A 23,812-nucleotide genomic window follows, 5' to 3' on the forward strand; every position below is an offset into this window, starting at 1 on the left:
GACGCTCATCGCGGTGAACCGGGGGCGGAGTCGCTTCCCGCGCGCAGAGCGCGATAGGTTGGGTGACCGTGGCACTGACTATCGGAATCGTGGGACTGCCGAACGTGGGCAAGTCCACACTCTTCAACGCGCTGACCCGCCAGACCATCCTCGCGGCGAACTACCCGTTCGCCACGATCGAGCCCAATGTCGGGGTCGTCGACCTGCCCGACCAGCGGCTGGGCACGCTCGCCGAGATGTACGACTCGGAGCGGATCCTGCCGGCGACCGTCTCGTTCGTCGACATCGCCGGCATCGTCAAGGGCGCCTCCGAGGGGGAGGGGCTGGGCAACCAGTTCCTGGCCAATATCCGCGAGGCCCATGCGATCGCCCAGGTGGTGCGCGCCTTCGAGGACGACAACGTCGTCCACGTCGACGGCGACGTGGACCCGACCTCGGATATGGAGACGATCAACACCGAGCTGGTGCTGGCGGATCTGCAGACGCTGGAGAACGCGATCCCCAAGCTGGAGAAGCAGGTCAAGGGCAAGAAGGCCGACCAGGCCCAGCTCGACGCCTACCTCGCCGCCCAGACGGTCGCCGAGCGCGGCGAGACCATCTTCTCCGCGCTGTCCTCCGGAGAGCTCGACGACGAGCACCTCGGCCAGCTGAACCTGCTGACGGCGAAGCCCTTCATCTACGTGTTCAACTGCGACGAGACGGTGCTGGGCTCCGCGGAGAAGCAGCAGGAGCTGGCCGACCTGGTCGCCCCGGCCCAGGCGGTGTTCCTCGACGCGAAGCTCGAGGCCGACCTGGTGGAGCTCTCCGAGGAGGAGGCCCGCGAGATGCTCGAGATGAACGGCCAGGACGAGTCCGGCCTGTCGCAGCTCGCCCGCGTCGGCTTCGACACGCTGGGACTGCAGACCTACCTGACCGCCGGGCCCAAGGAGGCCCGCGCCTGGACGATCAACAAGGGCGACACCGCCCCGCAGGCTGCCGGCGTGATCCACACTGACTTCCAGCGCGGCTTCATCAAGGCCGAGATCGTCTCCTACGCGGATCTCATCACCGCCGGCTCGATGGCCACGGCCAAGTCAAACGGCAAGGTGCGCCTGGAGGGCAAGGACTACGTCATGAAGGACGGCGACGTGGTCGACTTCAAGTTCAACGTGTGAGAGATGCCCTGACTCTTCCAGCGGTGGGGAGATATCCGCCTGTGCCTGAAGAGGCTTGCGTCTCAGCTGAAGCGCTGGATGCGCTCCGATGGGGCAGGGGCGGCTTCATCGGAAGCGCCGGGGCGTCCCGACATTCTCCAGGGGCACGAACGCGTGCTCTGATCGTGGTGACGTATGGCCTTGTCCCCGTCCTGCATGGTCGCTTCGACGACATCGATGGTGCGGATCACATGTTCCTCCATCCCTCGTGGACTGGGCGCCGTGCGGGGGAGAGCAGGTGTGCCTGATCGATATCCAGCTGCTCGTCGTCGGGTCCGAGCCTCGACAGAAGTTGTCGAGGATCGTCTCCGAGGCGGTGTCGGCGGCTCGATCGTCTCCGTGAGCGTGACCTGCCCCGGGCCCGAGGGGGACGAGCAGAGAAAACCTTCACCCGTCGTCGCGATGGTCACAGCGCCGCGCGTCGATGCGTTGATCGGGGGAGCGCCTGTCCGAGGGCCTCGACGTTGAAGCGCGCGTTCGAGGCCACAGGTTTCAGGGCCGGGGGTGCGGTGTCGACGGTGACCCATGCTGCGCCGGCACGGTCAGCCCGTGGGCCGGGGCTCGGCGCCTAGCCCGAGAGTTTCCCCTGACTCATTCCATGACAGCGTCGTGCGGGAAGTCACAGCTCGCAGCCACAGTCGTGTTCGCCCTGTCACGCCTGATCCCGGCGGTGGCACTGGGAACATGGGCTCCACGCGTGGAGTGGTCTCCGCCAGGCAGGGGAGGACAGTCTGGCGCTGCATTCTGCAACTGCCCTCTTTTGCGCGGCATGCACAGGCTGTTGTCCGGCACACACATTCTGTGCCAGTCTGTTCGGCATGAGTCCCGTGGGCCCGCCGGAGCACGAGAGGGTGGCGATCGTGCCCGCAGCAGGGGGTCGTCCGCCGCGCCGTGCGTCCCTGGACCCGTGGCATCGCGCTGTGGCGTCGGCCATGCGACGAGCCGTTTTCGGTCCTGTTCGCCGGGGTGGCACGGACCCAGGTCCGCGGCGTCGTCCGCGCCTCATCATCGCCAGCCATCGCAACGGGGCGGCTGACGGCAGCGTCGTCCTGTCCGCATTCCCGTACGCACAGCACCTGGTCTCGAAGCAGCTGATGCGTGGGCCCCTGCGTGCCCTCTTCACCGGCATTCCGGTCATCCGCGCCAAGGATGTGGAGCGCTATGGCATGGATCCGTCGGGAGTCGCCGACCCCGTCACCGCGGGGGGCGACCACCTGACCGCAGGCGGGGACCTCGTGATCTTCCCCGAGGGCACCAGCGAATGGCGCCATGCTCCCGGTTCCTACCGGCGGGGTGCCGCGAAGATCTGGTGCCGTCTGCGCGAGGCAGGCGTCGAGGTCGACGTGATCCCCGTGGGTCACTTCTACGCGGCTCCGGAACGCTACGGCTCGATCGCGGAACTGTGGCTGGGACCGGCCGTCGACCTCCCGGACACCGTTGAAGGACCGCACCTCGAGTGGGAGAACCAGGTGCACGCGCTATTGTCCGAGGCACTCGACGCCGTGTCCGTGAACTGTCCGGACCCGTCGACATTCGACGACGTCCAATTCCGCGCCGCGGCCCGAGCGCGCGCCGGCGAATCCTTCGCCGCCGCGTTCCTGGACGAGCAGCGCGCGGCGACCTCCTCGCCGAGTCCGGCGGTCACAGAAGAGGCGCCTGCCGGGCCGTGGCATCGGGCGCGGACCCCCGTCACCGCGGAGCCCGTCAGTCCGTGGCCCCGTCGCGCCGGTCTGGTGCTCCACTGGCCGGTGGCCCCCGTGCTGTGGGTCGCCGGGCGGGTGGGACGGAAGGCGGATGCGCGGAACACGGTGACATTCTTCCGGATGCTCGGAGGCAGCGGCGCCGCAGTCCTCTGGGCACTGATCCTCGCCGTCGCGGCGGTATGGGCGACGTCGACCGGTTCTGGAACCGCTGTCGCGGCCCTCGCCGGCGCGGGGCTGCTGAGCCTCGTGGCCGGGCGTGCACTTGTGCGGGCCCGCCGCTGGCAGCCGAACACGGCACCGCTGGCTTGAGACCCCATCCTTCTCTCCCTCGTCCGAACCATCACCAGCAGCAGAAGAGGTCCGCATGTCCCGCATCATCGACTTCAACCACGACGACGCCACGCGACTGGACGTCTCCGGAGGCAAGGGAGCGAGCCTCGCGAAGTCCGCACGTGAGCTCCCGGTCCCGCCCGGCTTCATCGTGACGGCAGAGACCTACGCGGCCCTTCTCGATCCGGTTCGCCGGAAGATCCGCGGGATCCTGCAGGAGGACACGACGGAAGCTGCGGCGGAGAAGGTCCAGGAACTCCTTCTGAGCATGGACCTGGAGGACAACTGGGTCCAGGAGGTCGACGCCGCACTCGAACAGGTGGGACTCGCGGATCGCTCGGTCGCGGTTCGCTCGTCCGGGACGATGGAGGACCTCCCGGGCGCGGCTTTCGCCGGCCAGCACGACACGTTCCTGGGGGAGCGGGGTGCGGCCTCGGTCGCCCGCGCCGTGCTGCGCTGCTATGCATCCCTGTGGAACATCCACGCCATGAAGTACCGCGACCGGCTGGGCCTCGACCACCTCCAGGCGTCCATGGCCGTCGTCGTCCAGCAGATGGTCGAGGTGACGGCTGAAGAGGCTGCCGGCGTCGCGTTCTCGATCGACCCGGTGCGGGGCGATCTGACCACTGTGCTCGTGAATGCCTCCTACGGGCTCGGCGAAACAGTGGTGGGCGGTGAGGCGGAGGTCGACGAATACCTGCTCAGCCGGGACGGGGCGGAGGAGAGGGGGATCCGCATCGCATCGAAGCCTGCGGCCCTCGTCGTCGACGCCGAAGGTGGGACGCGGGAGGTCGACATCGCGCCGGAACGGGCCGAGGCGGAGGCGATCGACGTGGAGATGCGCGCAGAGGTCGCCCGACTGGCTGTGCGAGCCGAAGACCACTACGGATTCCCCCAGGACATCGAGTGGGCCGTGAGCGGCGGCGACCTCTTCCTGCTGCAGTCGCGTCCGATCACCCGGGTGGCGGCGCGCTGGACCCGCGACGAGTCCGCCGAGAGGTACCCGAACCCCGTCACCCCGCTCACCTGGGACCTCGTCGAGACGGGCTTCCACGCATCGCTGCGCCACAGCTTCCAGCTCATGGGGCTGCCGCCCTTCGGCGACAAGTGGTTCGCGATGCGGGACTTCTACATCTACGGGAATCAGACGGCCGTGGAGCTCTACAGCGGCCGCTTCCCCACAGCCATGTTCCGCGACATCGACAGCATCCGCCAGTCATTGCCGGATATCGCCCGTCAGTACGGGTGGGTCCAAGATCTGCCCGTGCAGTGGATGCGCGACCTCGACACCTACCTGCTGGGGATCGGCAGGCTCTCCCACACCTCGCTCGAGGACAAGGACCTCGAGGGCCTCTGGGATCATGTGCGTGAGATCAGCGATCTCGGTTCCTGGTACTTCCTGCCCAACATCGCGATCTCGCTCACGCAGTCCATGCTGTACAAGGGGCTCTTGACGCTGCTGTCGATGAAGCTGCCCGACGAGCAGGCGCAGTCGGTTTTCGACCAGCTGATGGCGCAGACGGATACGAAGACCGGACAAGTCAACGACGAGCTCTGGCAGCTGTCTCGGACGATCAGGACCACACCGGATCTGCTGGGGTGGCTGGACTCCGCACCCAGCGCGGAAGGCCGGATGGATGAACTGCGGGAGCAGTTCCCCGCGTTCGCGAGCGAGCTGGACGTCTTCCTCGAGCGCCACGGCCATCGTGAACTCGACTTCGACGCGTACCACCCCACGTGGGTGGGCGCACCGCACATCGTGGTGAACCAGCTGCGCGTGCTCGCTCACCGAGAAGCGGGCGCACAGGTCTCGTCCAATCAGCTGCGGGCGCAGCAGGCGGAGGCCGAACGGCAGGTGCTGGACGCGGTGCCGGACGATCTGCGCTACTTCCTGCAGGAGGTCATCCGCCTGGCGCGGACCTACACGGCATTGGATGACCTCGAGCACTACCAGACGACCCGGCTGAATCTGCCGATGCGCAGGGCGCTCTCCGCGCTGGGGCAGCGACTGGTCGAGGCGGAAGCGCTCGACGAGCCGGACGATGTCTATTTCCTGCACGTCGAGACCCTCGAGGGAGCGCTGCGCGAAGGGTCCGCCGACGCCCTGGCCTCGCTGCGGCCGGAGGCGCAGAAGCTGCGGGCCGGCTACCGGGCGGCGCTCGAATCCGATCCGGACTGGGTGCACGGTGAAGCCGACGCGGACCTCTCCGAGGAAGCGGACATGTGTGGCACGGCCGGCAGCACCGGACAGGTGGAGGCGGAGGTCTTCGTGGTGCACAGCCCCGACGACTTCCCGCAGTTCCCCGTCGGAGCGATCCTCGTCGCCCGGACGACGAACCCCGCCTGGACAGCGCTGTTCTACCAAGCCGCAGGTGTCATCACCGAAAGCGGCGGAGCTCTCTCCCACGGCGCGGTGACAGCCCGTGAACTGGGCATCCCGGCAGTCATGGGCATCCGAGATGCGACCCGTCGATTCACGAACGGCCAGCGGGTGAGGATGGACGGAGGACAGGGAACTGTGGCCCTCGTATGACAGTCGCCGTCGTAGACCGCGGTGACGCTGCTGGGGCGACGCGAGACCCGTGAATGCCACGGGCCGGCGCCCGCGTGATGATCGATCCGACGGCGGTGTGCCTCCACAGCGCCGTAGTGGGCCGGCATCGCCCCGGGTCTGGTGGAGGCGCTGGTTCCCCGGAAGGATGAAGAGCCTGACAGCGCCGAGGAAGTACCCCGACGAACTTCGGGGGCCGAGCTGCCAGGATGGCGATGGAAGCAGCCCGACATCGCCTAGACGCTCGACTGGGTCGCCGCGATCGATTCACAAGAATCCGCAGACCCGCTCTCGAGCAGATCCAGGTGCCGCGATCCGGCCGCGGCAGGGGGCGTCAGTGTCCTGGCCGAGTCATCGCTGTCTAGGGCTGCCCCTCGAAGAAGAGCAGGGCCTGACTGCGTGACCGGCTCAGCGCGGCCCCTGCGGCAATCCGAGGGCCCGCTCCAGCGGGATGCGGCCGTCCTGCCACGGGGTGAGCACCCAGATCACCAGGTATGAGCCGATCCCCACCACAGGGAGCAGGGAGAGGATGACGAGCAGCAGGCGGACCAGCCAGACGTTCATCCCGAGTTTCTCGGCGAGGCTGCCGCCGACGCCGGCGATGAGGCGCTTGGGGCCGCGGCGGAATCCGATCCGGCGGATGGTGTCGAAGAAGTGTTCCATGCCCTGATGATACGCACCCGGCCCCGTCGACTCGTCCAGCACAGCCGCACACCGCGGCCTCGGGCAGGTCGGCCGACCCTTGGGCGGACCCGCGCCGCGGCATAGACTCTGGCGCCATGGAGGTGCCAGCGACTGCTCCGGAATCCCGGGCACGCCTCGGGCCCGTCTTCTACGCCTCGCTGGCGCTCTCCGTCGGGTTCGTCGCCTTCGGCCTGCTCTTCCCGCGTGTGCTCACCGATTCCCTCGCGGCGATCCGCGAGGTCGTCGTCGGGACCTTCGGCCCCGTCTATCCGATCACCGTGTCGCTGCTGCTGGTCTTCATCGTCGTGCTCGCGCTGTCTCCGGCGGGTACGAAGCGCCTGGGCGGGCAGGATGCGGCGCCGGAGTTCGGCGTCGTCTCCTGGGTGACGATGCTGGTGAGCGCCGGCGTCGGACTCAGCTTCCTGTTCTGGGGCACGGCCGAGCCGCTCATCCACCTCGCCGATCCGCCCTACGGCGCCGCGGATCCAGGATCTGCGGAGGCGGCCCGCGCCGGCATGCGGTACTCCTTCCTCTTCTGGGGCCCGCATGCCTGGGGGATCTACGCAGTGGTCGCGATCGCGATCGGCTATGCGGCCTTCACCCGCGGCGGGGGCATGCTGGTGAGCTCGGCGCTGCGCCCGCTGCTCGGGCGCCTCGCCGACGGCTGGGTCGGCGCCGTCGTCGACACTCTGGCGGTGCTGGCGATCCTCTTCGGCGTGGCCACCTCGCTCGGGCTCGGCACCGGCGAGCTCAACGCGGGACTCTCCGACCAGTTCGCCGTGGCCGACTCCTACGGGGTGAAGATCACGATCATCGTGGCACTGATGACTTTCGCCACGATCTCCTCGATGACCGGGCTGGGACGTGGCATCCGGGCCCTGAGCCTGGCCAACGGCGCCCTCTGCGGCCTGCTGCTCGTGCTCGTGCTGAGCCTGGGACCCACCGGGTCGATCGTCACGAGGCTCGGCACCGGCGTCGCCGACTACGTCTCGACCTTCGTGCCGATGAGCCTCGCGACGGAGGGCGCGGCCGGCGACGCCTGGACGGCGGACTGGATCTACTTCTTCTGGGCCTGGTGGATCGGCTGGGCGCCGTTCGTCGGCACTTTCATCGCCCGCATCTCCCGCGGTCGCACGATCCGCGGCATCGTCACCGGCGTGGTGCTGGTGCCGAGTCTGGTCAGCATCGTCTGGTTCTCCGTCTTCGGCGGCACGGCGCTGGCGCGCGAGCTGGCCGGGGAGGTGTCGGTCGCCGGGATCGCCTCGGAGGCGAAGTCGATCGCCACTCTCGCCGTCTTCGACACTCTGCCGCTGACGGAGATCGCGCTGGTGGTGCTGGTGCCGGTGCTGGCGCTGCTGTTCATCACCTCCGCCGACTCGGCGTCGTTCATGCTCGGCAGCACGACGACGGGCGGCGCGATGAAGCCCCCGCGTCCGGTGCGACTGATGTGGTCCTTCGCGGCCGCCTTCGCCGCCGTGCTGCTGCTCAGCGGAGGGCCGGACGATCTGCGCAGCGCGGCGGTGATCGCCGCGGCGCCGTTCACCGTGATCCTCCTGGGGCTGGCGGTGTCCCTGGTGATCATGCTGCGACGCGACCGCGTCGGAACCCTGCGGAGGGAGCCCGGATGATCATCGGCGAACCATTGTGGTGCCGCTCCCGGCGCACTAGGGTCTGTGCCATCCGCACCGCGCGGCGCTCCAGGGAGGAATCATCGTGGGCACGCTCACCGTCTGGAACGTGATCTCGATCGACGGCTTCTTCGAAGGAGACCAGCTGTGGGATCTGCGACTCCATGAGTACATCTGGGGCGAGGACCTGCGTCGTCTCAGCCTGCAGTTCGGCGAGGAGGTCGGACTCCTCGTCTTCGGCCGGATCACCTATGAGGGCATGGCGGCCCACTGGCCGGCCGACACGGACGAGCCCGAGATCGCCGAGTACATGAACGCCGTCCCGAAGCTCGTGGCCTCCCGCACGCTCACCGCGCCGGAATGGAACAACACCGAGGCCACCGCCGATCCCGTCGGGGAGCTGACGCGGCGGAAGCAGCTCGGCGAGCGCCCGATCTACGTCTTCGGCAGCGCGGACCTGGTGGACAGCCTGCTCGAGGCCGACCTCGTCGACGAGCTGCTGCTCGGCATCGCCCCGGTGATCCTGGGCTCCGGCACACCGTTCTTCACGACGAGCGAGACCCCACGGCCGCTCGAACTCCTCGAATCCCACGCCGTGGACACCGGCGGCGTCCTGCTCCGCTACCGCCCCGCGCGCGGATGAGCGACGCCGGCCCGTGCCGGCGTGTGGATCAATCCGCCGTCGGGCGCCGACGGAAGCTCTTGGTCTCAGAACGCCGGCGCTTCGCGTCCAGCCGCCGACGCCGCGATCCTCTCGTGGGCCGGGTCGGCCGCCGGACCGCGTCGGGAGCCGCCGCCTCGCGCAGGAGCGCGGCGAGCCTTCGTCTCGCCGCCGTCCGATTGCGCCGCTGAGATCTGTGCTCGGAGGCGCTGATGGTCAGGACGGTGCCCGAGAGCCTCGCGGCGAGCCGATCGAGGACGTGCTGCCGCTGCGGCTCGCTCAGCGCCGTCGTCGTGCCCAGGTCCAGGCTGAGCTGCACCTTCGAGTCCGTGGTGTCGACACCCTGACCGCCCGGACCCGACGCACGGGAGAACTGCTCGGCCAGCTCTCCCTCCGGCACGCGCAGGCCGCCGGGGATCCCAGGCCCCGGGACTATGTGCAGATCATCCATAGGGCGAGTGTGTCGCACCCCGGCGCCCGGCACATGCTTGCTTTTCCACAGGTTACTTCGTAATCTGAAGTTATGACCAAGGATTACCGGCAATTCTGCGGCCTGGCCCGGGCCGCCGGCGTGCTGGGGGAGCGATGGGCGCTCCTCGTCGTCCGTGACCTGACTCTGGGGCCCCGGCGATTCAAGGACCTCGGGGAGGGGCTCCCGGGAGTTCCGACGAGCGTGCTCACCGCCCGGCTGCGGGAGCTGGAGCAGATGGGCATCGTGGAACGTCGGGCCGCGCAGCAGCCGGGGGGAGGCGTGGTGTACACGCTCACCCCGTACGGGGCCGAGCTCACGCCCATCCTCGATCGCCTCGGACGGTGGGGCGCGCAGCGGATGAGCGTGCCGGCGCCGGACGAGATCATCACGAGCTCCTCGTTGGCCGCGGCACTGCGCGCGGCGTACCGCCCCGGGGCCATCACCGCCGCGACTTTTTCGATCCATGTCGGACCGGCGAGCGCGTGGGCGGCCGTGGACGGGAGCGAGGTCACCGTCGACGTCGGCCTGCCGGAGTCGACGCCGGCCCTGATCATCCACGGCGGGCCACAGTTCAGGCTGCTGCTGGCCGGTCGGCTCTCGGCCGCGGAGGCGATCACGTCCGGGGCTGTCGAGATCGAAGGCCCGCATGCGGTGCTGGAGGACTTCGTGCGGGCATTCCACGTGCCGCTGGACGACGTCATCGGCACGCCATGAATCGACCATCACCACGGACGGAGATCGCGCCATGAGACTCAGCATCAATCTCTTCGCCACCTTCGACGGGGTCAGCCAGAGCCCCGGCAGCGCCGCAGAGGATCCGCGGGGAGGCTTCACCCGCGGAGGATGGCTGATGCCGTACTTCGACGAGGGCTGCGGTCAGGCGGTCGACGCGTGGTTTCGGCGCTGCGGCGCCCTCCTCCTCGGGCGTCGAACGTTCGAGACCTTCGCGTCCCACTGGCCGCAGGTGACCGATCCGGCGGACGCCGTGGCCGATCAGATCAACAACCGACGCAAGTATGTGGTCACCTCCTCGCCGCTGGGCGAGATCTGGGCCGATTCCAGCACGGCGCTCGGCGACGGATTCCTCGAGGACGTCGCTCGGCTCAAGACGGTCGACGACGATCGAGAACTGCAGGTCCACGGCAGCGTCCGGCTGGCGCGCACGCTGCACCAGGCAGGGCTGGTGGACATCTACCGCTTCCTCATGGCGCCGGTCGTGGTCGGGGGCGGTTCTCGCCTCTTCGACGCGGACGGGCCGGCCTGCGGCATGCACGTCGCACAGAGCACGGTGACGTCGAGCGGCGTCCTCTCCACCGAGATGACGCCCGACGTCTTCGAGAACTCGCTGAGGGCGGCGGTCCAGGACGGTCAGGACGTCGTCATCGACACGTGAGCCCATCGATCGATCACCTGCAGCAGCTCCTCACCCACGGAAGGATCGCTATGAGTACTGTCAGTGCCGACATCAGCATGTCCCTGGACGGATACGTCACGGGGCCCGGCCCCGACTCCGAGAACGGACTCGGCGTCGGGGGCGAGGCCATCCAACAGTGGGCCTTCCACTCGAAGGAGTCCCCCGAGGATCGAAAGGTCCTCGAGCGGGGAGGGGAGCGGACCGGAGCGGTGGTCATGGGGCGTCGCACCTTCGACTTCGTGGACGGTCCGAACGGCTGGGACGACTCGATCAACTATGCCTACGATCATGAGACTCCGCAGACTCCTCCGGTGTTCGTCCTGACGCATTCGGTGCCGCAGAAGCCGCGTCATGCCGAAGGATTCACCTTCGTCACCGACGGAGTCGAGGCCGCCGTCAGCGCCGCGCGCGACGCGGCAGGAGGCCGCGAGGTCGTCATCATGGGCGGAGCCGAGGTCATCGACAGCGCCCTCTCCGCCGGATTGGTGGACCAGCTGCGCATCCACCTCTCGCCCATCATCATGGGCTCGGGCACGCGATTGTTCGATCTGGTGGACGCGCCGCTGCCGCTGAGGCAGACCGATGTCGTCGCCTCTCCGAACGCCACGCATCTGAGCTTCGACATGCGCTGAGACGGTGTCCGGGGGCCGGCAGCGGGTTTCGCGGGCGATGAGCTCGCCGATCATGGGGGATTCCGGCCTCGGCTCCATCCGCCCGTAGTCTGGTGGCATGGCAGAGCCGACGCGCTGGGCGACAGAGACGAAACACGGCCACTCGCAGTGGTATATCGAGCGGTTCCGGACCATGGCCGCCGCGGGGCAGGACCTCGTGGGCGAGGCGCGTCTGCTCGACGCGATGGTGCCGCGGCATGCGCGGGTCCTCGACGCCGGCTGCGGGCCGGGCCGGCACGCCGGGGAGCTCCATGCCCGCGGACACGCCGTCGTCGGCGTCGACGCCGATGCCGAACTGATCACCGCGGCCGAGGAGGACCATCCGGGCCCGCGGTATCTCGTCGCCGACCTGGCCGAGCTGGATCTGCAGAAGCTGGGGGAGTCGGCTCCGCTCGACGCCGTCCTGCTGGCCGGCAACGTCATGGTCTTCCTCGCCCCCGGCACCGAGACGCAGGTGCTGCGCCGGCTCGCCGCCTGCGTGGCCGCCGACGGGTTCCTGCTCGTCGGATTCCACACCGACCGCCATCTGCGCCTGGAGGACTTCGACGCGTTCGTCGCCTCGGCCGGGCTGCGGGTCGAGCACCGCTTCTCCAGCTGGCAGCTCCACGCCTGGCACGACGACGCCGACTTCGCCGTCACCGTGCTCCGCCACGCCGCCGGATAGCTCGGGGCCGTGACCGTGGCACCGAGCATCACCTCCCGCGCCTCCCTGGCCCGGCCGGCCGCGCGCCGCTCCCGCGTGGCCCCTGTGGAGCTGTTCTTCGACCTCGTCTACGTCTTCGCCGCCGTCCAGCTCGCGCAGATCCTGCTCGGCGACCTCAGCTGCATCGGAGCGCTGCAGACCCTCATCCTCTTCGCCGCGGTGTGGTGGGGGTGGAACTACACCGCGTGGGCGATGAACTGGCTCGATCCGCTCCGCACGCGCGTCCAGCTGCTGTCGGTGGTCCTGATGCTCGCCGCCCTGGGCATGGCTGTCGCTATCCCGACGGCCTTCGACGAGCGCGTCTGGCTCTTCGTCGGGTGTTACCTGTTCATGGGGATCCTCCGGCCGGCGGTCATGATGCTCGCCTTCGCCGGCCGGCAGCTGGCCCGCAACTACCGGATGCTGCTGCTGTGGACGCTGTTCGCCGGCGTCTTCTGGATCCTCGGCGCGGCGGCCCCGGACCAGTGGCGGATCCCGCTCTGGCTCGCCGCCGTCGTCGTCGACTACGCCGCCCCGCTGGCCCGCTTCCGGGTGCCCTTCGTCGGGTCGGCGCCGATGCATCTCTGGGACGCCGACGCCGAGCATCTGGCCCGGAGGAACCGTCTGGTCTTCGTCATGGCCCTCGGCCAGTCCATCCTGCTGATGGGCGGCGCCGTCGCCGACCGGACGCCCCTCGACCTGCCCCTGGTGGGAAGCCTGAGCGTGGGCTTCGCGTCGCTCTTCGTCCTCTGGTGGAACTACTTCGCCCTGGCGGGCTCCGGGGCCGAACACGGCGACACCTCGACCGGCGCGCTGCGCACGGCGTTCGCCTACGCCCATGCGCTCATGGTCCTCGGCGCCGTCCTCGTGGCGGTCTCGATCGAGCTGCGGCTGACCCACGGGACCCTGACCCCGGCGATCGTGCTGGTGACGACGGCGGGGCCGCTGGTCTATCTGGCCGGCAACCTGATGTTCCTGCGCTCGCGCTTCGGGCGCCTCGCCCGCTCCCGGGTCATCGCCGCGGTCGTGCTGGTGCTGATCACCGGTGCCGCCGTCGCCCTGCGCGAGGCGGTTCCGGTTGCAGCCCTGAGCCTGGCCGTGCTGTCGGTGACGACGACGCTGGCGGTGTTCACCGCCGTCCAGCGGCGATCTGCCGCGCATGCGGGACGAGCCACGTAGGCTGGTGCGGTGAGCGACGCATCCGACTTCACCCTGCACACCACCACAGTCGACGGCGACGGCTCGACAGTCGTCTTCCTCCACGGACTCTTCGGCCAGGGCAAGAACTTCACCCAGATCGCCAAGGGCCTGGCCGAGGAGCATGCGAGCCTGCTGGTCGACCTGCCCAACCACGGGCGCTCCGCGTGGACCGAGCACCTCGACTACGAGCAGATGGCCGACCTCATCGCCGCCGAGCTGCGCGCCGGCGTCGCGAGCGAGGGCCCGGTCCATCTGGTGGGCCACTCGATGGGCGGCAAAGTCGCCATGGTGCTCGCGCTGCGGCACCCGGATCTGATCGAGCGGCTCGTCGTCGTCGACATCTCCCCGGTGGCCTCCGGCGGATCCAGGGGTGAGTTCGAGCACCTGCTCGACAGCCTCGCCCAGCTGGACCCGCGTGCGCTGGCGTCGCGCCGCGAGGCCGATGAGCAGCTGCAGGAGCCGATCCGGTCGTCGATGATCCGCGGATTCCTGCTGCAGAGCCTGGTCCGCGACGGCGACGGCTTCCGCTGGCTGTCGAACCTGGAGCTGCTGCGCTCCGAGCTCGACGTGATCGGCGGCTTCCCGGAGCAGGGCGATCGCGAGTTCACCGGCCCGGTGCTCTGGATCGCCGGCGCGGAGTCGGACTACATCGCCGAGGAGCACCGGCCGGCCATGCGCGAGCACTTCCCCCAGGCGCATCTGGTGCGGATCAAGGGGGCCGGTCATTGGGTCCACGCCGAGCAGCCGGAGGTCTTCACCTCCGTGCTGCGGCGCTTCCTCGCCGCCGGGGGCTGAGGACCGCGGGGCGGGGGAGCGGACCGAGCTCGGTCCGCGCTGTCAAAGCCTCGGCGCAGCTGTGGACGCTCCGTCCACATCGGCCCGGATCCGCTGGCGGGCGGCCCCGCGCTCGCCGAGGATCGAGTCATGGCATTCGATGATCTTCCACCCGACTGGACCGACCGCCCGCTCTCGACCCCGCACCTGGCCGGCGACGTCGTCGACCTGCTCGTCAAAGAATCCGACCGCGCGCAGAACACCTTCGCCGTGCTGCCCTGCGACGAGAACGACATCGGCTACCCGACGCCGGTGCTCATCGACCAGACCGACTGGCTCGTCGACGACGAGGAACGCCGCGAGATGCTGACCGCGCTCGCCGCGATCGGACTGCCGGCGGCGGTCCTGGCCTTCTCCTCCTCCCGGCGCCTGCCCGACGGCATTCTGGACCGGTGGCGTGCCGACGCCGAGACGGCGTTCGGCGCGGCCGGCACGCGGGTGATCGGCGTCTTCACCGCCTGGGCGCACCACGTCGAGCCGGTGCCCGCGCCGGGGTGAGGGCCGGGGCGAGGACCGGGCGTCTCCGCGGGGTCTCGACGAACGACCCTCACCGTGGAAACCTGACCCGCAGCGGCTCGTCGGCAGCCTCGGCGTGCTTCGGGTGGAGCGGGAGGGAAGCGATGAACACATCGGAGCGGGACCCGCACGTCACTCTGCGCGCCGGGCGAGGTGACGACGCCGCGGCTCTGTCTGCAGTGGCCATGCGCTCGAAGGCGTACTGGGGGTATTCCTCCGCGTTCCTCGACGCCTGCCGGGACGAGCTGACGGTCACTCCGGAGCTGATCGCCGACTCCCAGGTCACCGTCGCTGAGATCTTGGAAAGGGTCGTCGGCTTCTCCCGGGTCGCCGGCGCCCCGCCGTCGGGCGAGCTCGCTGCCCTCTTCGTCGATCACGACACGATCGGCACCGGCGTCGGGCGCCGACTGTTGGAGGAAGCGCTGTCTTCCGCGGCCGAACGTGGCTTCAGCGAGCTGACTTTCACAGCCGACCCCGGTGCCGCCTCGTTCTATGCCGCGCACGGTGCGGAGACGATCGGACGAGTGCCGAGCGAATCGATCGCCGGACGGGAGCTGCCGTGGATGCGATTCACACTGACGTGATCACCTCAGACAGGTCCCAGGGTCGTGGCAGCGGACCGCAGCTTCGTCATCGCCTGCGGCAGGTCCGCCAGTGCGGAGGAGGCTCGGGCCTCGGCGACGGCGGCGAAGGCCCGGAAATCGTCTGCGGCGCCCGGCGTCGACGCCTCGACCGCCAGGCGACGGGCACGGCCGCCGAGCAGCAGCGCGTCGCGGTGGTCGCCCAGCACTGTCTGGAGCCGCGATCCGCGCTTGCCGGCGCGACGGGCCTTCTTCCCCAGTACCTCCGCCGGAGGCTGGGTGAAGGCCTCGGCGATGTAGCGCAGACGCCGTCCCGCCTTGCGCAGGCGGTGGGCGTCGGCCAGAGTCCGGTCGTCCGGCCCCTCCAGCAGCCCGACCTCGAGCCGGTCGGCCATGATCCGAGCGCGCGCGACCTCGGAGCGGAGCGCGTCCTTCAGGAACGGCTTCGCCGCTTCCTCGGCCAGGGCCGGGTCGACAGGGGCGCCCTCGGCCCAGCCCTCCAATGCGCTCGTCAGCTCCTCGCCGTGGTCCTCCCACCACGCGACGAAGGTCGCGTGGGCCGTCGCCCGCTCCTCGAGCACCGAGTCGATCAGCGTCGCCGAGACCTCCGTGACGGGCTCGTCGTCGCGGGAGGCGCGCAGCTCCTCCAGCACCGAGCCGGCGAGCTCCGCGGCGACCTCGAGATCGCGAGGCTCGCCGAGGACGTCGCCGAGCGTCGAGAGCCGGTGCCGCAGGTCGGTCACCTCCTCGGCCAGAAAGTGCGAGCGGAAGACCGCCAGCAGCGATCGCAGCCGGCGCACCGCAGTGCGCAGCTGATGGACGGCGTCGTACTGGTCCTCCACGGCGGCCGGCACCCGGTCGAGGACGACCTGCGCCCGCAGTCCGACGGCGGCGGTCAGCGCCTCCTCGGCGGTGTTGTGCTCAGGACGCGACATGGGCTCCCTCCTGCGAAGCTCGTAGTGTGACGGAACAGCGATCGCCCGGCAGCTCAGGCGCGCGTCGGGGCGATCGCCGCAGTTCCCGCGGCCGTGGCCGGGGCTCCGGCGGCGAGACCTGCCTGGAAGACGGTCATGGGCACCAGGAGGGAGGCGGCGAGGCGCGAGGCGGACATGACACCCATTCAACTCGACTCCGGCCGCCGCGGCCAGAGCTGTTCGGGCGGTGGAGCGAATCGGTCTGTCGTCTGCGCCCCCTGCTGCTCGTCCGAGGCCTTGAGCGGAGGCCACGGTCAGCCGCGCAGTTCGATCTCGTCCGGATGCGGAGTGCGCCGCCCGGTCTCGCCACGGTCCAGAGCCTCCAGCGCGGCGACGTCCTCCGCCTCGAGCCGCCAGTCGAGGATGTCCAGGTTCGCCGCCATGCCCTCGGGGCGGGAGGACTTCGGGATGATCACGTCGCCGCGCTGCATATGCCAGCGCAGGATCACCTGCGCCGGGCTGCGCCCCAGCCGCTCGGCGAGGGCGATGACGGCGGGCTCGGCCAGGTCGTCGCCCTTGCCCAGCGGGCTCCAGGCGGTGACGACGATGCCGTGCTCGCGGCAGAAGGCCCGCAGCGTGTCGTTCGCGAAGGTCGGATGGATCTCGATCTGGTCGGCGTCGGGCACCTCTCCGGTGGCCTCGATGATCTGCTCCAGATGATCCTGCTGGAAGTTGGAGACGCCGACGGCGCGGGCCCGTCCCGAGTCGCGGGCGGCGAGCATCGCCCGCCAGGTGTCGACGAAGGAGACCTCCAGCCGCGGCATCGGCCAGTGGATGAGAAACAGGTCGACGGCGTCGAGGCCGAGCCGCGCCAGCGACTCGTCGAGGGTGCGGTCGACGTCGGCCGGCGCGTGGTGGAAATCGTCGAGCTTGGTGGTGACGAAGAGGTCCTCGCGCGGCACGCTGGACGCCCGGATCCCCGCGCCCACGCCGGACTCGTTGCCGTAGCGCTGGGCGGTGTCGAGGTGGCGGTACCCGGTCTGCAGGGCGGCGGCGACGCGCTCGGCGGCGTCCGGGGTGCCGCCGGTGCCGAAGCCGACCTGCGGAATGGACGGCCCGGAGTTCAGCGGAAGATGCTCCATGGCTCGAGCCTACGTCGTCGCGGCCGGGCCGCGGGCGCGGCTCACGGCGTCACCGGGGCGTCGAGCTCCCGGCGGGCGGCGTCGGCATCGCCGGAGACCACGACGTCGGCGGCGTCGAGGGAGAGCCGGCGCCAGAGCACCAGCGCCAGATGCTGCGCCGTACCGGTCACCGTCGCCGCCGGTGTCGCCGCCCCGGCCGGAAGAGTCCAGGCCGTGCCGCCCGGCGCGCCGGCATCCTCGGCGACGAGGCGCAGCGAATCCTGCGGAGGCTTCGTCCGGTCGAGGCGCACCTGGCGCGGGTGGAGGACATGGACCACCTCGTCCACTGCGTCGGCCCAGACCTCGACGGCCGTCTCGGGCGGGGCGGTTCCCCGCGCCAGCGACAGGTCGTAGAGGTGGATGAGCGTCTCATGCGTCTGCCGGCGGTGCCAGAACGCCGCAGGGCCGCGGCCGTCGAACGTCGGGACGAGCGCTTCGGGATCGAGTTGGGCGAGAGCGTGGTGCAGCTCGTCGGCGCGTCCGGCGTAATGGTCGGCGATGTTCCCGCGGCGGGCCGGAGGCCGGACGCTGCGCTGGTCGCTCGCCATCATGGCCGCCCAGGCGTGGACGCCGGCCAGGTGGTCCGCCAGATCCGTGACGGTCCAGCCCGCGCAGGTCGGCACGGGCGCGGCGGGTGGAGCTTCGCGCAGACCGGCGTGGAAGCGGCGCTGCAGGACGGTCAGCTCGGCGAGCAGCTCTGGCGTGTCCATCGTTCCAGCCTAGACCGCGCCGTCGTCGTCGACGGCGGCGTGGCTCCGCGCTCGGGCATGACCGGTGATCGGTGCCTCGATGGGGTCCGCGCGGCTCCGATCCTCGATAGCATCGGGGCGGAGGCGCGTGACCGTCCCGCGGCGGCCGCGTTCCTCGACAGCATGCTGTCAGAGCGGGGGGACGTCATGGGAGCCCCGGGAACGGAGGGCACAGGTGACGAACAGAGGGATCGGGGAGGGCAGCCTCCCGCAGACCGAGGAGGATGTCTTCGGATGGGGGACTGCGGCCGTCCCGGCGACGTCGTCGCCGCGTCTGCCGCAGATGCCGAGCATGCCGCGCATCACTCCGACGACAGGTGTGACGCCCGGCAGTCGTGCTGAGTCCGCCGTCGCCGGACTCACCTCCATCCCCATGCTGGCGGCGATCCTGGCGGCGGTCACGGCGCTGGCCCTCGGCCCGGCCTCCGAGCTCGACGTCCGTCTCCACGGTCACTGGGCCGAGGAGCTCACTCCGGAGCTGCTGCCGCTCTTCCGCGACGTGCTCGACAAAGTCGCCGGACAGTCGGTCTGTCTTCCGGTGCTGGCCCTGGTGGCCGGGGCGCTGGCCTGGAGACACCGCTCCTGGCGGCCGCTGGCGTGCGCGGCGCTGGCCGAGGCCGCCTTCTTCCTCGGCATCGGCGGGATGAAGATCCTCTTCGCCCGTCCGGCCCCGAAGCTGGGGAACCCGGAGTTCTTCGCCGGCGGACTGCTGCGGGAGGGCTGGTACGGCATCAGTTTCCCGTCGGGCCATGCCGCCGAGAGCGTGCTCATCTACGGGATGGTGGTCTATCTGTTGGTCCACTGGACCCGGCGCGGGGCTCGTGCGGCCCGCTGGCTGACCCTCGTCGTCGCGGCGATCGCCTGCCATGCCAGCGTGGTCTCGTTCTGGCTGGGGTGGCACTGGGTCACCGATCTGGTCGCCGGCGCCGTGGCCGGGACGCTGCTGCTGCGCCTGGTCATCGAGGCCGACCGGCGCGGCTGGCTGCCTGGGCGCGCCCCGCGCGCACCCGAGGTGCCGGAGGGGCGGGACGCCGAGACCACGCCGGAGGCCTCGCCCTGACCGGGCGCCGTCGTCGCCTCCGCGACGACCAGGCCGGCAGGAGCGGCGTGCCGCGCGGCCGGCCTGGATCAGGCCGGCTCGTTCTCCCGGGCCTCGCCGGCGGGCACCTCGCCGGCCGCGGCGCGTGAGGCCGTGCCCTTCGAGTCCTTGCTGAAGAAGGCGCCGATGATGCCCAGCACGCCGACGGAGCCGGCGACGAGGAAGGCCACATTGGCGCCGTGGATGGGCCCTTCGATGCCGTAGACCTGCGGGTCGCGCGCCGTGGCGGACATGATGGTGACCAGTCCGGCGGTGCCCACGGAGGCGGCGATCTGGCGCAGCGTGTTGTTCAGCGCGGTGCCGTGCGGCACCAGGTGGCGGGGGAGCTGGTTCAGCGCCGCCGTGGTCACCGGCATGATGACCATCGCGGTGCCGACCATCCGCACGGTGTTGACCCCGGCGATGTAGGCGAAGGTGGTCTGGGCGTCCAGATCGGCCAGGAAGAAGGTCGAGCCGGTCACCAGGGTGAAGCCGAGGACGGCGAGCCAGCGCGCTCCGACAGCGTCGAAGATCCGTCCGGTGATCGGCGACATCAGGCCCATGAGCGCCGCGCCGGGCAGCAGGGCCAGCCCGGACTCCACCGCGGTGTGGCCGGTCATGTTCTGCATGTACAGCGGGATGATGAGCATGCCACCGATCATCACGATGAACACGCACATGCCCAGGGCGGTGTTCAGCGTGAACATCGGGTAGCGCAGCACCCGGAACTCGAGGATCGGCTGGGGGAGCTTCAGCTGGCGCAGGATGAAGATCACCAGCACCACTGCGCCGAGGACCAGCGGCAGGAAGACCTGGGGGCTGGACCAGCCGGCGTCGCCGGCGGTGCCGAAGCCGAAGAGCAGGCCGCCGAAGCCCAGCGAGGACAGGATGATCGAGAGCACGTCGAGGCGCGGGAAGGTGCGCTCGGTGACGTTCTTCAGGATGAACAGCCCGATGATCAGGTCGACGATCGCGATCGGCAGCATCATCAGGAACAGCACCTGCCACGGCAGGTGGTCGACGATCCAGCCCGAGAGGCTCGGCCCGATCGCCGGGGCGAAGCCGATCACGAGTCCGAAGGTGCCCATGGCGCTGCCGCGCTTCTCCACCGGGAAGATGGCGAAGAGGATCGTCTGCATCAGCGGGATGATGATGCCGCCGCTGGCGGCCTGCACCACGCGGCCGGCGAGCAGCAGCGGATAGACCGGAGCGGCCGCACAGATGGCAGTGCCGACGATGAACAGGATCATCGCGGTGAAGAACAGCGCCCGCGTGGTGAACTTCTGGATCAGGAACGCGGTGACCGGGATCATGATGCCGTTGACCAGCATGAAGATCGTCGTCATCCACTGGGCGGCGCTCGCCGAGATGCCGAAGTCCGCCATGAACGCCGGCAGGGCGGTGTTCAGCAGCGTCTGGTTCAGGATGATGACGAAGGCGCCCGAGACCAGCACCGCCATCACCACGCGGCGATTGATCGGCTGCGGCGGCGAGTCCGCGGCGCGACGGCCGGCGGCCTCCCCGGCGACGTCGGGGGATCGGTGTTCAGTCGACAAGGGGCGACCTTCCTTCATCTGTCATGCCTGGTCCCCGACTGTTCGGCGCCGGGGTGCGTCGCGGTCAGCGGTGGTGTGTGTCGGCGGCGGTCGTGCCGCCCTGCTCCAGCAGGTCGAAGGCCGAGCCGATGAGCTCGTCCAGCGACGCCGTCTCGTCAGTCGTCCAGCGCCGCACGGCGATGCGGATCGCGCTGACCGCGGCACCGGCGATCAGCGCCGGCTGCAGGTCCTCGTCGACGTCGGCGTCGAGCCGCCGGGCGACCGCCGCGGCGAAGGACTGTTCGAGCTGGGCGTACTTGCCCAGCTGTCGTGCCATCAGCGCCGGGTGCTCCTGGACCAGCTGCTGGCGGGTCCGGGCGCGCGTTCGGCTCGCCTGCACCAGCGAGGCGGGGTCGTTCTCCGTCATGGCCATGCGGATCGCGCGCAGCGGCGCCTCCTCCGCGGGCCGAGCCTCGACGAGCGTGCGCAGCAGCTCGGCGACCGCCCCGGCATCGGTGACGAGGGCGTCCTCCTTGCAGGAGAAGTAGTTGAAGAACGTCCGGGGCGAGATCTCGGCGGCCTCGGCGATCATCTCCACCGTCAGGTGCGAGAGGCCGACGTCGACGGCGAGATCCAGCGCGACGCTGCGGATCGAGCGGCGGGTCAGGACCTTCTTGTGCTCCCTCCGGCCCATGGCACCGACCGACTGCTCCGCGTCCTCCATGACTGCGACGGTATCCAAAAACTTGCACAGTCTGCAAAAATATGGGCTGTGATCCTGCTCGCGGTGCCGGAGCAGCCCCGGGCCGGCCGCCGGCCGGGGCCTGCTCATCTGGCCTCGACCGATGCGCGGGGCGACTGAGGGCTGGGATCGGGGGAGCGGCGGAACGGCGGGGTCGGACGCTTGAACCGCTCCTCAAGCCCGGATACCTTCGTCCCATGGACTCTTCGAGACGCAGCCTCCTCTCCGGCGGGGCGGCCGGGCTGGTCGCCGGAGCCGGCGTGGCCGCCGCTGCCGCGGTCTCCGCTGCCCCCGCCCACGCGACCTCCGCCGCCGAACACGCCGCGGGCGGTTCTCGCGCCGCCTCCGGCGCCCCAGGCCGCAGCGGGCAGGTCCCCGGCCCGCCCCCGACGCGCTACGACCGGGCATCCAAGCGCGCCAACCCCGCCAGCGATGTCGGCTGCCCGCTGGGCAAAGGGGACTGAGTCATGTCGCCGACCTGGGTCACCTCCCCCAACTACACCGAGGGTCGCGGCGGCACGCCGATCGACCGCATCGTCATCCACTACATCGTCGGGCGGCTCTCCGCGGCCGATGCGACCTTCCAGAACCCCGACTCCGGGGTCAGCGCCCACTACGGGATCGGGGAGGGACGCGTCCACCAGTACGTCAGCGTGTTCAACACTGCCTGGCACGCAGGCGACTGGGGGTTCAACCAGCGCAGCATCGGGATCGAACACTCTGCGGACCAGTACCGAGCGCCCACCTGGGAGACGATCATGGCTTCGGTGGACCGCTGCACGATCCTCTGTCGACAGTTCGGGCTCGACCCGATGACCGCCATCGTGCCGCATGACTCCATCAGGGCCACCGCCTGCCCGGGCACGGTCGACTGGGAGGACATCCGGGACCGGACCGCCCAGCAGGTCTGAACCCGGTCGCGACGGGGGCGAGCCGTCCGGTTGCCGTGGGCTCGGCGTCGTCGGCTCCACCGCTCAAGCTCCGGGGAGAGGCGGCCGTGGTGGAGCTCCCCCGACGACGGGCCTCTCGGCCGGCACGCCGGTCGTGACGTCGACCGAGTCGCCTCCACCGGACGGCCACTCCTGATAGTCGAGGTGCAGCACCGGGAGGCCGCGCGTCGTCGTCATGTCAGCGGTGTCGGTGACCTGCAGGTGGACATGCGGCTGGGTCGAGCTCCCGGAGTCCCCGCAGGCCCCGATGCTCTCGCCGAGGCGGAGCCGATCGCCGCCGACGACACGGACGGAGCCGCGCCGCAGGTGCACCAGCGTGACGAACAGGCCGGTGGCGGCGTCGCGCAGCATGACGTGGTTTCCGGTGATCGCCGTCAGCGATGGGTGCCCACGTTGACCACCCGACCGGAGGAGTCGCGGTAGAAGAATCGCCGCACGCCCCACTCCTCGTCGGTGAGCGGATGCACGATCTCCGCGCCGGCCTGCACGGCGGCCCGGTGCGCGGCGTCGACGTCGTCGACGAACACCGAGACGTCCGGGTTGACCGGCGCCGAGGCGTCGGCGGTCATCAGGCCCAGCTGATGGCCGGCGTCGTCGGCCAGGAAGGCGACCCAGCCCAGGTCCATGACGAGTTCCATCCCCAGCACGGCACCATGCTGACGGGCGGCGGCGCCGACGTCGTCGACGGTCAGCATCGGGGCGATCCTCTCGACGGGCATGAACTCAGGGCACCAGATCGCGCGCCGACGGGGCCAGGGGTGCCGGCCGTCGCCTATAGGCTGGGCCGGTGATCGACCTCGACCTGATGACCTGGATCCTGCTGGCCTGCGGCGCACTGATCGTCGGGCTGTCGAAGACGGCGGTGCCCGGCGCGGGCGCGCTGGCCGTCGCAGTCTTCGCCGCCGCCCTGCCGGCGCGCGAGTCGACCGCCGCGCTGCTGGTCCTGCTCATCGTCGGCGACCTCTTCGCCGTCTGGATGTACCGCCGCGACGTCGACTGGGCCACGCTCCGGCGCCTGGTCCCGGCGGTGCTGGTCGGCCTGCTGGTCGGGGCGGCCTTCCTCGGACTGGCCGACGATGCCGTCGTCCGCCGGGTGATCGGGACGATCCTGCTGGCGCTGCTGGTGCTGACCCTGTGGCGCCGACGCACTGCCGCCCAGCCCTCCTCAGGGCGCGCCGCCGCGTTCGGCTACGGCTGGCTGGGCGGATTCACCACGATGGTTGCCAATGCCGGAGGCGCGGTGATGAGCATGTATCTGCTGGCCAAGCAGCTGCCGGTGCGCACTTTCCTGGGCACCGCCGCGTGGTTCTTCTTCGCGATCAACCTGACCAAGGTGCCCTTCCAGATCGGCCTCGGGCTGCTCGACGCCCAGGTAGCGCTGATCGCGGCGGTGCTGGTGCCCGGCGTCGTCATCTCCGCCTGTGTCGGGCGCTGGCTGGCCGTGCGGATCTCCCAGCGGCTCTTCGACCGGCTGGTGCTGGTGCTCACTGCGGTCGGGGCGCTCAATCTGCTGCTCTGACCAGAGGTGACGGCACGCCGTCCG

General features: G+C 70.2%; 27 protein-coding genes. 17 read left to right on the forward strand and 10 right to left on the reverse strand.

The window, feature by feature from the left end; translation table 11 throughout:
• The first annotated feature begins 68 nt into the window (after positions 1-68).
• From ychF to GCL72_RS02920, 3 genes are all read left to right on the forward strand, one after another.
• Positions 69-1,154 carry a redox-regulated ATPase YchF gene (ychF, locus tag GCL72_RS02910; RefSeq protein ID WP_153143215.1) on the forward strand — a complete coding sequence of 362 codons (1,086 nt, stop codon included), beginning with the start codon at positions 69-71 and terminating at the stop codon, positions 1,152-1,154.
• A gap of 959 nt (positions 1,155-2,113) precedes the next feature.
• On the forward strand, positions 2,114-3,205 hold the full coding sequence (locus GCL72_RS02915) for a lysophospholipid acyltransferase family protein (protein WP_153143216.1): 1,092 nt from the start codon (positions 2,114-2,116) through the stop codon (positions 3,203-3,205).
• A gap of 55 nt (positions 3,206-3,260) precedes the next feature.
• Positions 3,261-5,759 carry a PEP/pyruvate-binding domain-containing protein gene (locus GCL72_RS02920; protein ID WP_153143217.1) on the forward strand — a complete coding sequence of 833 codons (2,499 nt, stop codon included), beginning with the start codon at positions 3,261-3,263 and terminating at the stop codon, positions 5,757-5,759.
• Between the two features lie 426 nt (positions 5,760-6,185).
• On the opposite strand, the gene GCL72_RS02925 is transcribed toward GCL72_RS02920, so the two are convergent.
• Entirely contained in the window at positions 6,186-6,440 is a 255-nt protein-coding gene (locus GCL72_RS02925; RefSeq protein ID WP_153143218.1) for a PspC domain-containing protein, read from the reverse strand.
• 116 nt (positions 6,441-6,556) lie between these two features.
• Here GCL72_RS02925 and GCL72_RS02930 point away from each other — a divergent pair, with 116 nt between their 5' ends.
• Both GCL72_RS02930 and GCL72_RS02935 read left to right on the forward strand, forming a co-directional pair.
• Positions 6,557-8,089 carry a BCCT family transporter gene (locus tag GCL72_RS02930; protein ID WP_153143219.1) on the forward strand — a complete coding sequence of 511 codons (1,533 nt, stop codon included), beginning with the start codon at positions 6,557-6,559 and terminating at the stop codon, positions 8,087-8,089.
• An 85-nt stretch (positions 8,090-8,174) separates the two neighbouring features.
• A complete protein-coding gene (locus GCL72_RS02935; protein ID WP_153143220.1) occupies positions 8,175-8,732 on the forward strand; it encodes a dihydrofolate reductase family protein in 558 nt (185 codons plus the stop codon).
• Between the two features lie 28 nt (positions 8,733-8,760).
• Here the strand turns inward: GCL72_RS02935 and arfB are convergent, their stop codons facing one another.
• A complete protein-coding gene (arfB, locus tag GCL72_RS02940; RefSeq protein ID WP_153143221.1) occupies positions 8,761-9,201 on the reverse strand; it encodes an alternative ribosome rescue aminoacyl-tRNA hydrolase ArfB in 441 nt (146 codons plus the stop codon).
• 72 nt (positions 9,202-9,273) lie between these two features.
• Here arfB and GCL72_RS02945 point away from each other — a divergent pair, with 72 nt between their 5' ends.
• From GCL72_RS02945 to GCL72_RS02980, 8 genes are all read left to right on the forward strand, one after another.
• On the forward strand, positions 9,274-9,936 hold the full coding sequence (locus GCL72_RS02945) for a winged helix-turn-helix transcriptional regulator (protein WP_153143222.1): 663 nt from the start codon (positions 9,274-9,276) through the stop codon (positions 9,934-9,936).
• 31 nt (positions 9,937-9,967) lie between these two features.
• Positions 9,968-10,615: a dihydrofolate reductase family protein gene (locus tag GCL72_RS02950; protein ID WP_170289541.1), complete on the forward strand. Its 648-nt coding sequence runs from the start codon at positions 9,968-9,970 to the stop codon at positions 10,613-10,615.
• A 50-nt stretch (positions 10,616-10,665) separates the two neighbouring features.
• Positions 10,666-11,268, forward strand: coding sequence for a dihydrofolate reductase family protein (locus GCL72_RS02955; protein ID WP_153143224.1), 603 nt, complete (start codon positions 10,666-10,668; stop codon positions 11,266-11,268).
• Positions 11,269-11,365: 97 nt separating this feature from the next.
• Complete coding sequence (locus GCL72_RS02960) at positions 11,366-11,971, forward strand: class I SAM-dependent methyltransferase (protein ID WP_153143225.1); 606 nt, start codon at positions 11,366-11,368, stop codon at positions 11,969-11,971.
• Positions 11,972-11,980: 9 nt separating this feature from the next.
• On the forward strand, positions 11,981-13,168 hold the full coding sequence (locus GCL72_RS02965) for a low temperature requirement protein A (protein WP_170289542.1): 1,188 nt from the start codon (positions 11,981-11,983) through the stop codon (positions 13,166-13,168).
• A 9-nt stretch (positions 13,169-13,177) separates the two neighbouring features.
• Positions 13,178-13,984: an alpha/beta fold hydrolase gene (locus tag GCL72_RS02970; RefSeq protein WP_153143226.1), complete on the forward strand. Its 807-nt coding sequence runs from the start codon at positions 13,178-13,180 to the stop codon at positions 13,982-13,984.
• Between the two features lie 129 nt (positions 13,985-14,113).
• Complete coding sequence (locus tag GCL72_RS02975; RefSeq protein WP_153143227.1) at positions 14,114-14,521, forward strand: hypothetical protein; 408 nt, start codon at positions 14,114-14,116, stop codon at positions 14,519-14,521.
• A gap of 122 nt (positions 14,522-14,643) precedes the next feature.
• Positions 14,644-15,123, forward strand: a complete 480-nt coding sequence (locus GCL72_RS02980; protein ID WP_153143228.1) for a GNAT family N-acetyltransferase — start codon at positions 14,644-14,646, stop codon at positions 15,121-15,123.
• 5 nt (positions 15,124-15,128) lie between these two features.
• Here the strand turns inward: GCL72_RS02980 and GCL72_RS02985 are convergent, their stop codons facing one another.
• From GCL72_RS02985 to GCL72_RS02995, 4 genes are all read right to left on the reverse strand, one after another.
• The gene (locus GCL72_RS02985) at positions 15,129-16,055 is read right to left on the reverse strand and encodes a CHAD domain-containing protein (RefSeq protein WP_153143229.1); all 927 of its coding nucleotides are present in this window, start codon (positions 16,053-16,055) and stop codon (positions 15,129-15,131) included.
• A 53-nt stretch (positions 16,056-16,108) separates the two neighbouring features.
• The gene (locus tag GCL72_RS09925; RefSeq protein ID WP_281347421.1) at positions 16,109-16,231 is read right to left on the reverse strand and encodes a hypothetical protein; all 123 of its coding nucleotides are present in this window, start codon (positions 16,229-16,231) and stop codon (positions 16,109-16,111) included.
• Positions 16,232-16,348: 117 nt separating this feature from the next.
• Entirely contained in the window at positions 16,349-17,176 is an 828-nt protein-coding gene (locus tag GCL72_RS02990) for an aldo/keto reductase (RefSeq protein WP_153143230.1), read from the reverse strand.
• A 41-nt stretch (positions 17,177-17,217) separates the two neighbouring features.
• Complete coding sequence (locus tag GCL72_RS02995; RefSeq protein ID WP_153143231.1) at positions 17,218-17,925, reverse strand: maleylpyruvate isomerase family mycothiol-dependent enzyme; 708 nt, start codon at positions 17,923-17,925, stop codon at positions 17,218-17,220.
• 214 nt (positions 17,926-18,139) lie between these two features.
• On the opposite strand from GCL72_RS02995, the gene GCL72_RS03000 reads away from it, so the two are divergent.
• Positions 18,140-19,024 carry a phosphatase PAP2 family protein gene (locus GCL72_RS03000; RefSeq protein ID WP_170289543.1) on the forward strand — a complete coding sequence of 295 codons (885 nt, stop codon included), beginning with the start codon at positions 18,140-18,142 and terminating at the stop codon, positions 19,022-19,024.
• Between the two features lie 68 nt (positions 19,025-19,092).
• On the opposite strand, the gene GCL72_RS03005 is transcribed toward GCL72_RS03000, so the two are convergent.
• Both GCL72_RS03005 and GCL72_RS03010 read right to left on the reverse strand, forming a co-directional pair.
• Positions 19,093-20,598 (reverse strand): MDR family MFS transporter, encoded by a 1,506-nt coding sequence (locus tag GCL72_RS03005; RefSeq protein WP_153143233.1) that lies wholly within the window; start codon positions 20,596-20,598, stop codon positions 19,093-19,095.
• A 64-nt stretch (positions 20,599-20,662) separates the two neighbouring features.
• A complete protein-coding gene (locus tag GCL72_RS03010) occupies positions 20,663-21,301 on the reverse strand; it encodes an acyl-CoA-like ligand-binding transcription factor (RefSeq protein WP_153143234.1) in 639 nt (212 codons plus the stop codon).
• Positions 21,302-21,516: 215 nt separating this feature from the next.
• Here GCL72_RS03010 and GCL72_RS03015 point away from each other — a divergent pair, with 215 nt between their 5' ends.
• Positions 21,517-21,783, forward strand: coding sequence for a hypothetical protein (locus GCL72_RS03015; RefSeq protein WP_153143235.1), 267 nt, complete (start codon positions 21,517-21,519; stop codon positions 21,781-21,783).
• Positions 21,784-21,786: 3 nt separating this feature from the next.
• A complete protein-coding gene (locus GCL72_RS03020) occupies positions 21,787-22,230 on the forward strand; it encodes an N-acetylmuramoyl-L-alanine amidase (RefSeq protein ID WP_153143236.1) in 444 nt (147 codons plus the stop codon).
• A 63-nt stretch (positions 22,231-22,293) separates the two neighbouring features.
• On the opposite strand, the gene GCL72_RS03025 is transcribed toward GCL72_RS03020, so the two are convergent.
• Both GCL72_RS03025 and GCL72_RS03030 read right to left on the reverse strand, forming a co-directional pair.
• Positions 22,294-22,713, reverse strand: coding sequence for a M23 family metallopeptidase (locus GCL72_RS03025; protein ID WP_281347422.1), 420 nt, complete (start codon positions 22,711-22,713; stop codon positions 22,294-22,296).
• Complete coding sequence (locus GCL72_RS03030) at positions 22,644-22,988, reverse strand: VOC family protein (RefSeq protein ID WP_153143238.1); 345 nt, start codon at positions 22,986-22,988, stop codon at positions 22,644-22,646. The genes GCL72_RS03025 and GCL72_RS03030 overlap by 70 nt, the downstream gene beginning before the upstream one ends.
• A 68-nt stretch (positions 22,989-23,056) precedes the next feature.
• On the opposite strand from GCL72_RS03030, the gene GCL72_RS03035 reads away from it, so the two are divergent.
• Positions 23,057-23,788 (forward strand): sulfite exporter TauE/SafE family protein, encoded by a 732-nt coding sequence (locus tag GCL72_RS03035; protein ID WP_246160978.1) that lies wholly within the window; start codon positions 23,057-23,059, stop codon positions 23,786-23,788.
• Positions 23,789-23,812: the final 24 nt, after the last annotated feature.

This window comes from Nesterenkonia halophila (genome assembly GCF_009467795.1).
In the GTDB taxonomy this organism is placed as follows: domain Bacteria; phylum Actinomycetota; class Actinomycetes; order Actinomycetales; family Micrococcaceae; genus Nesterenkonia; species Nesterenkonia halobia.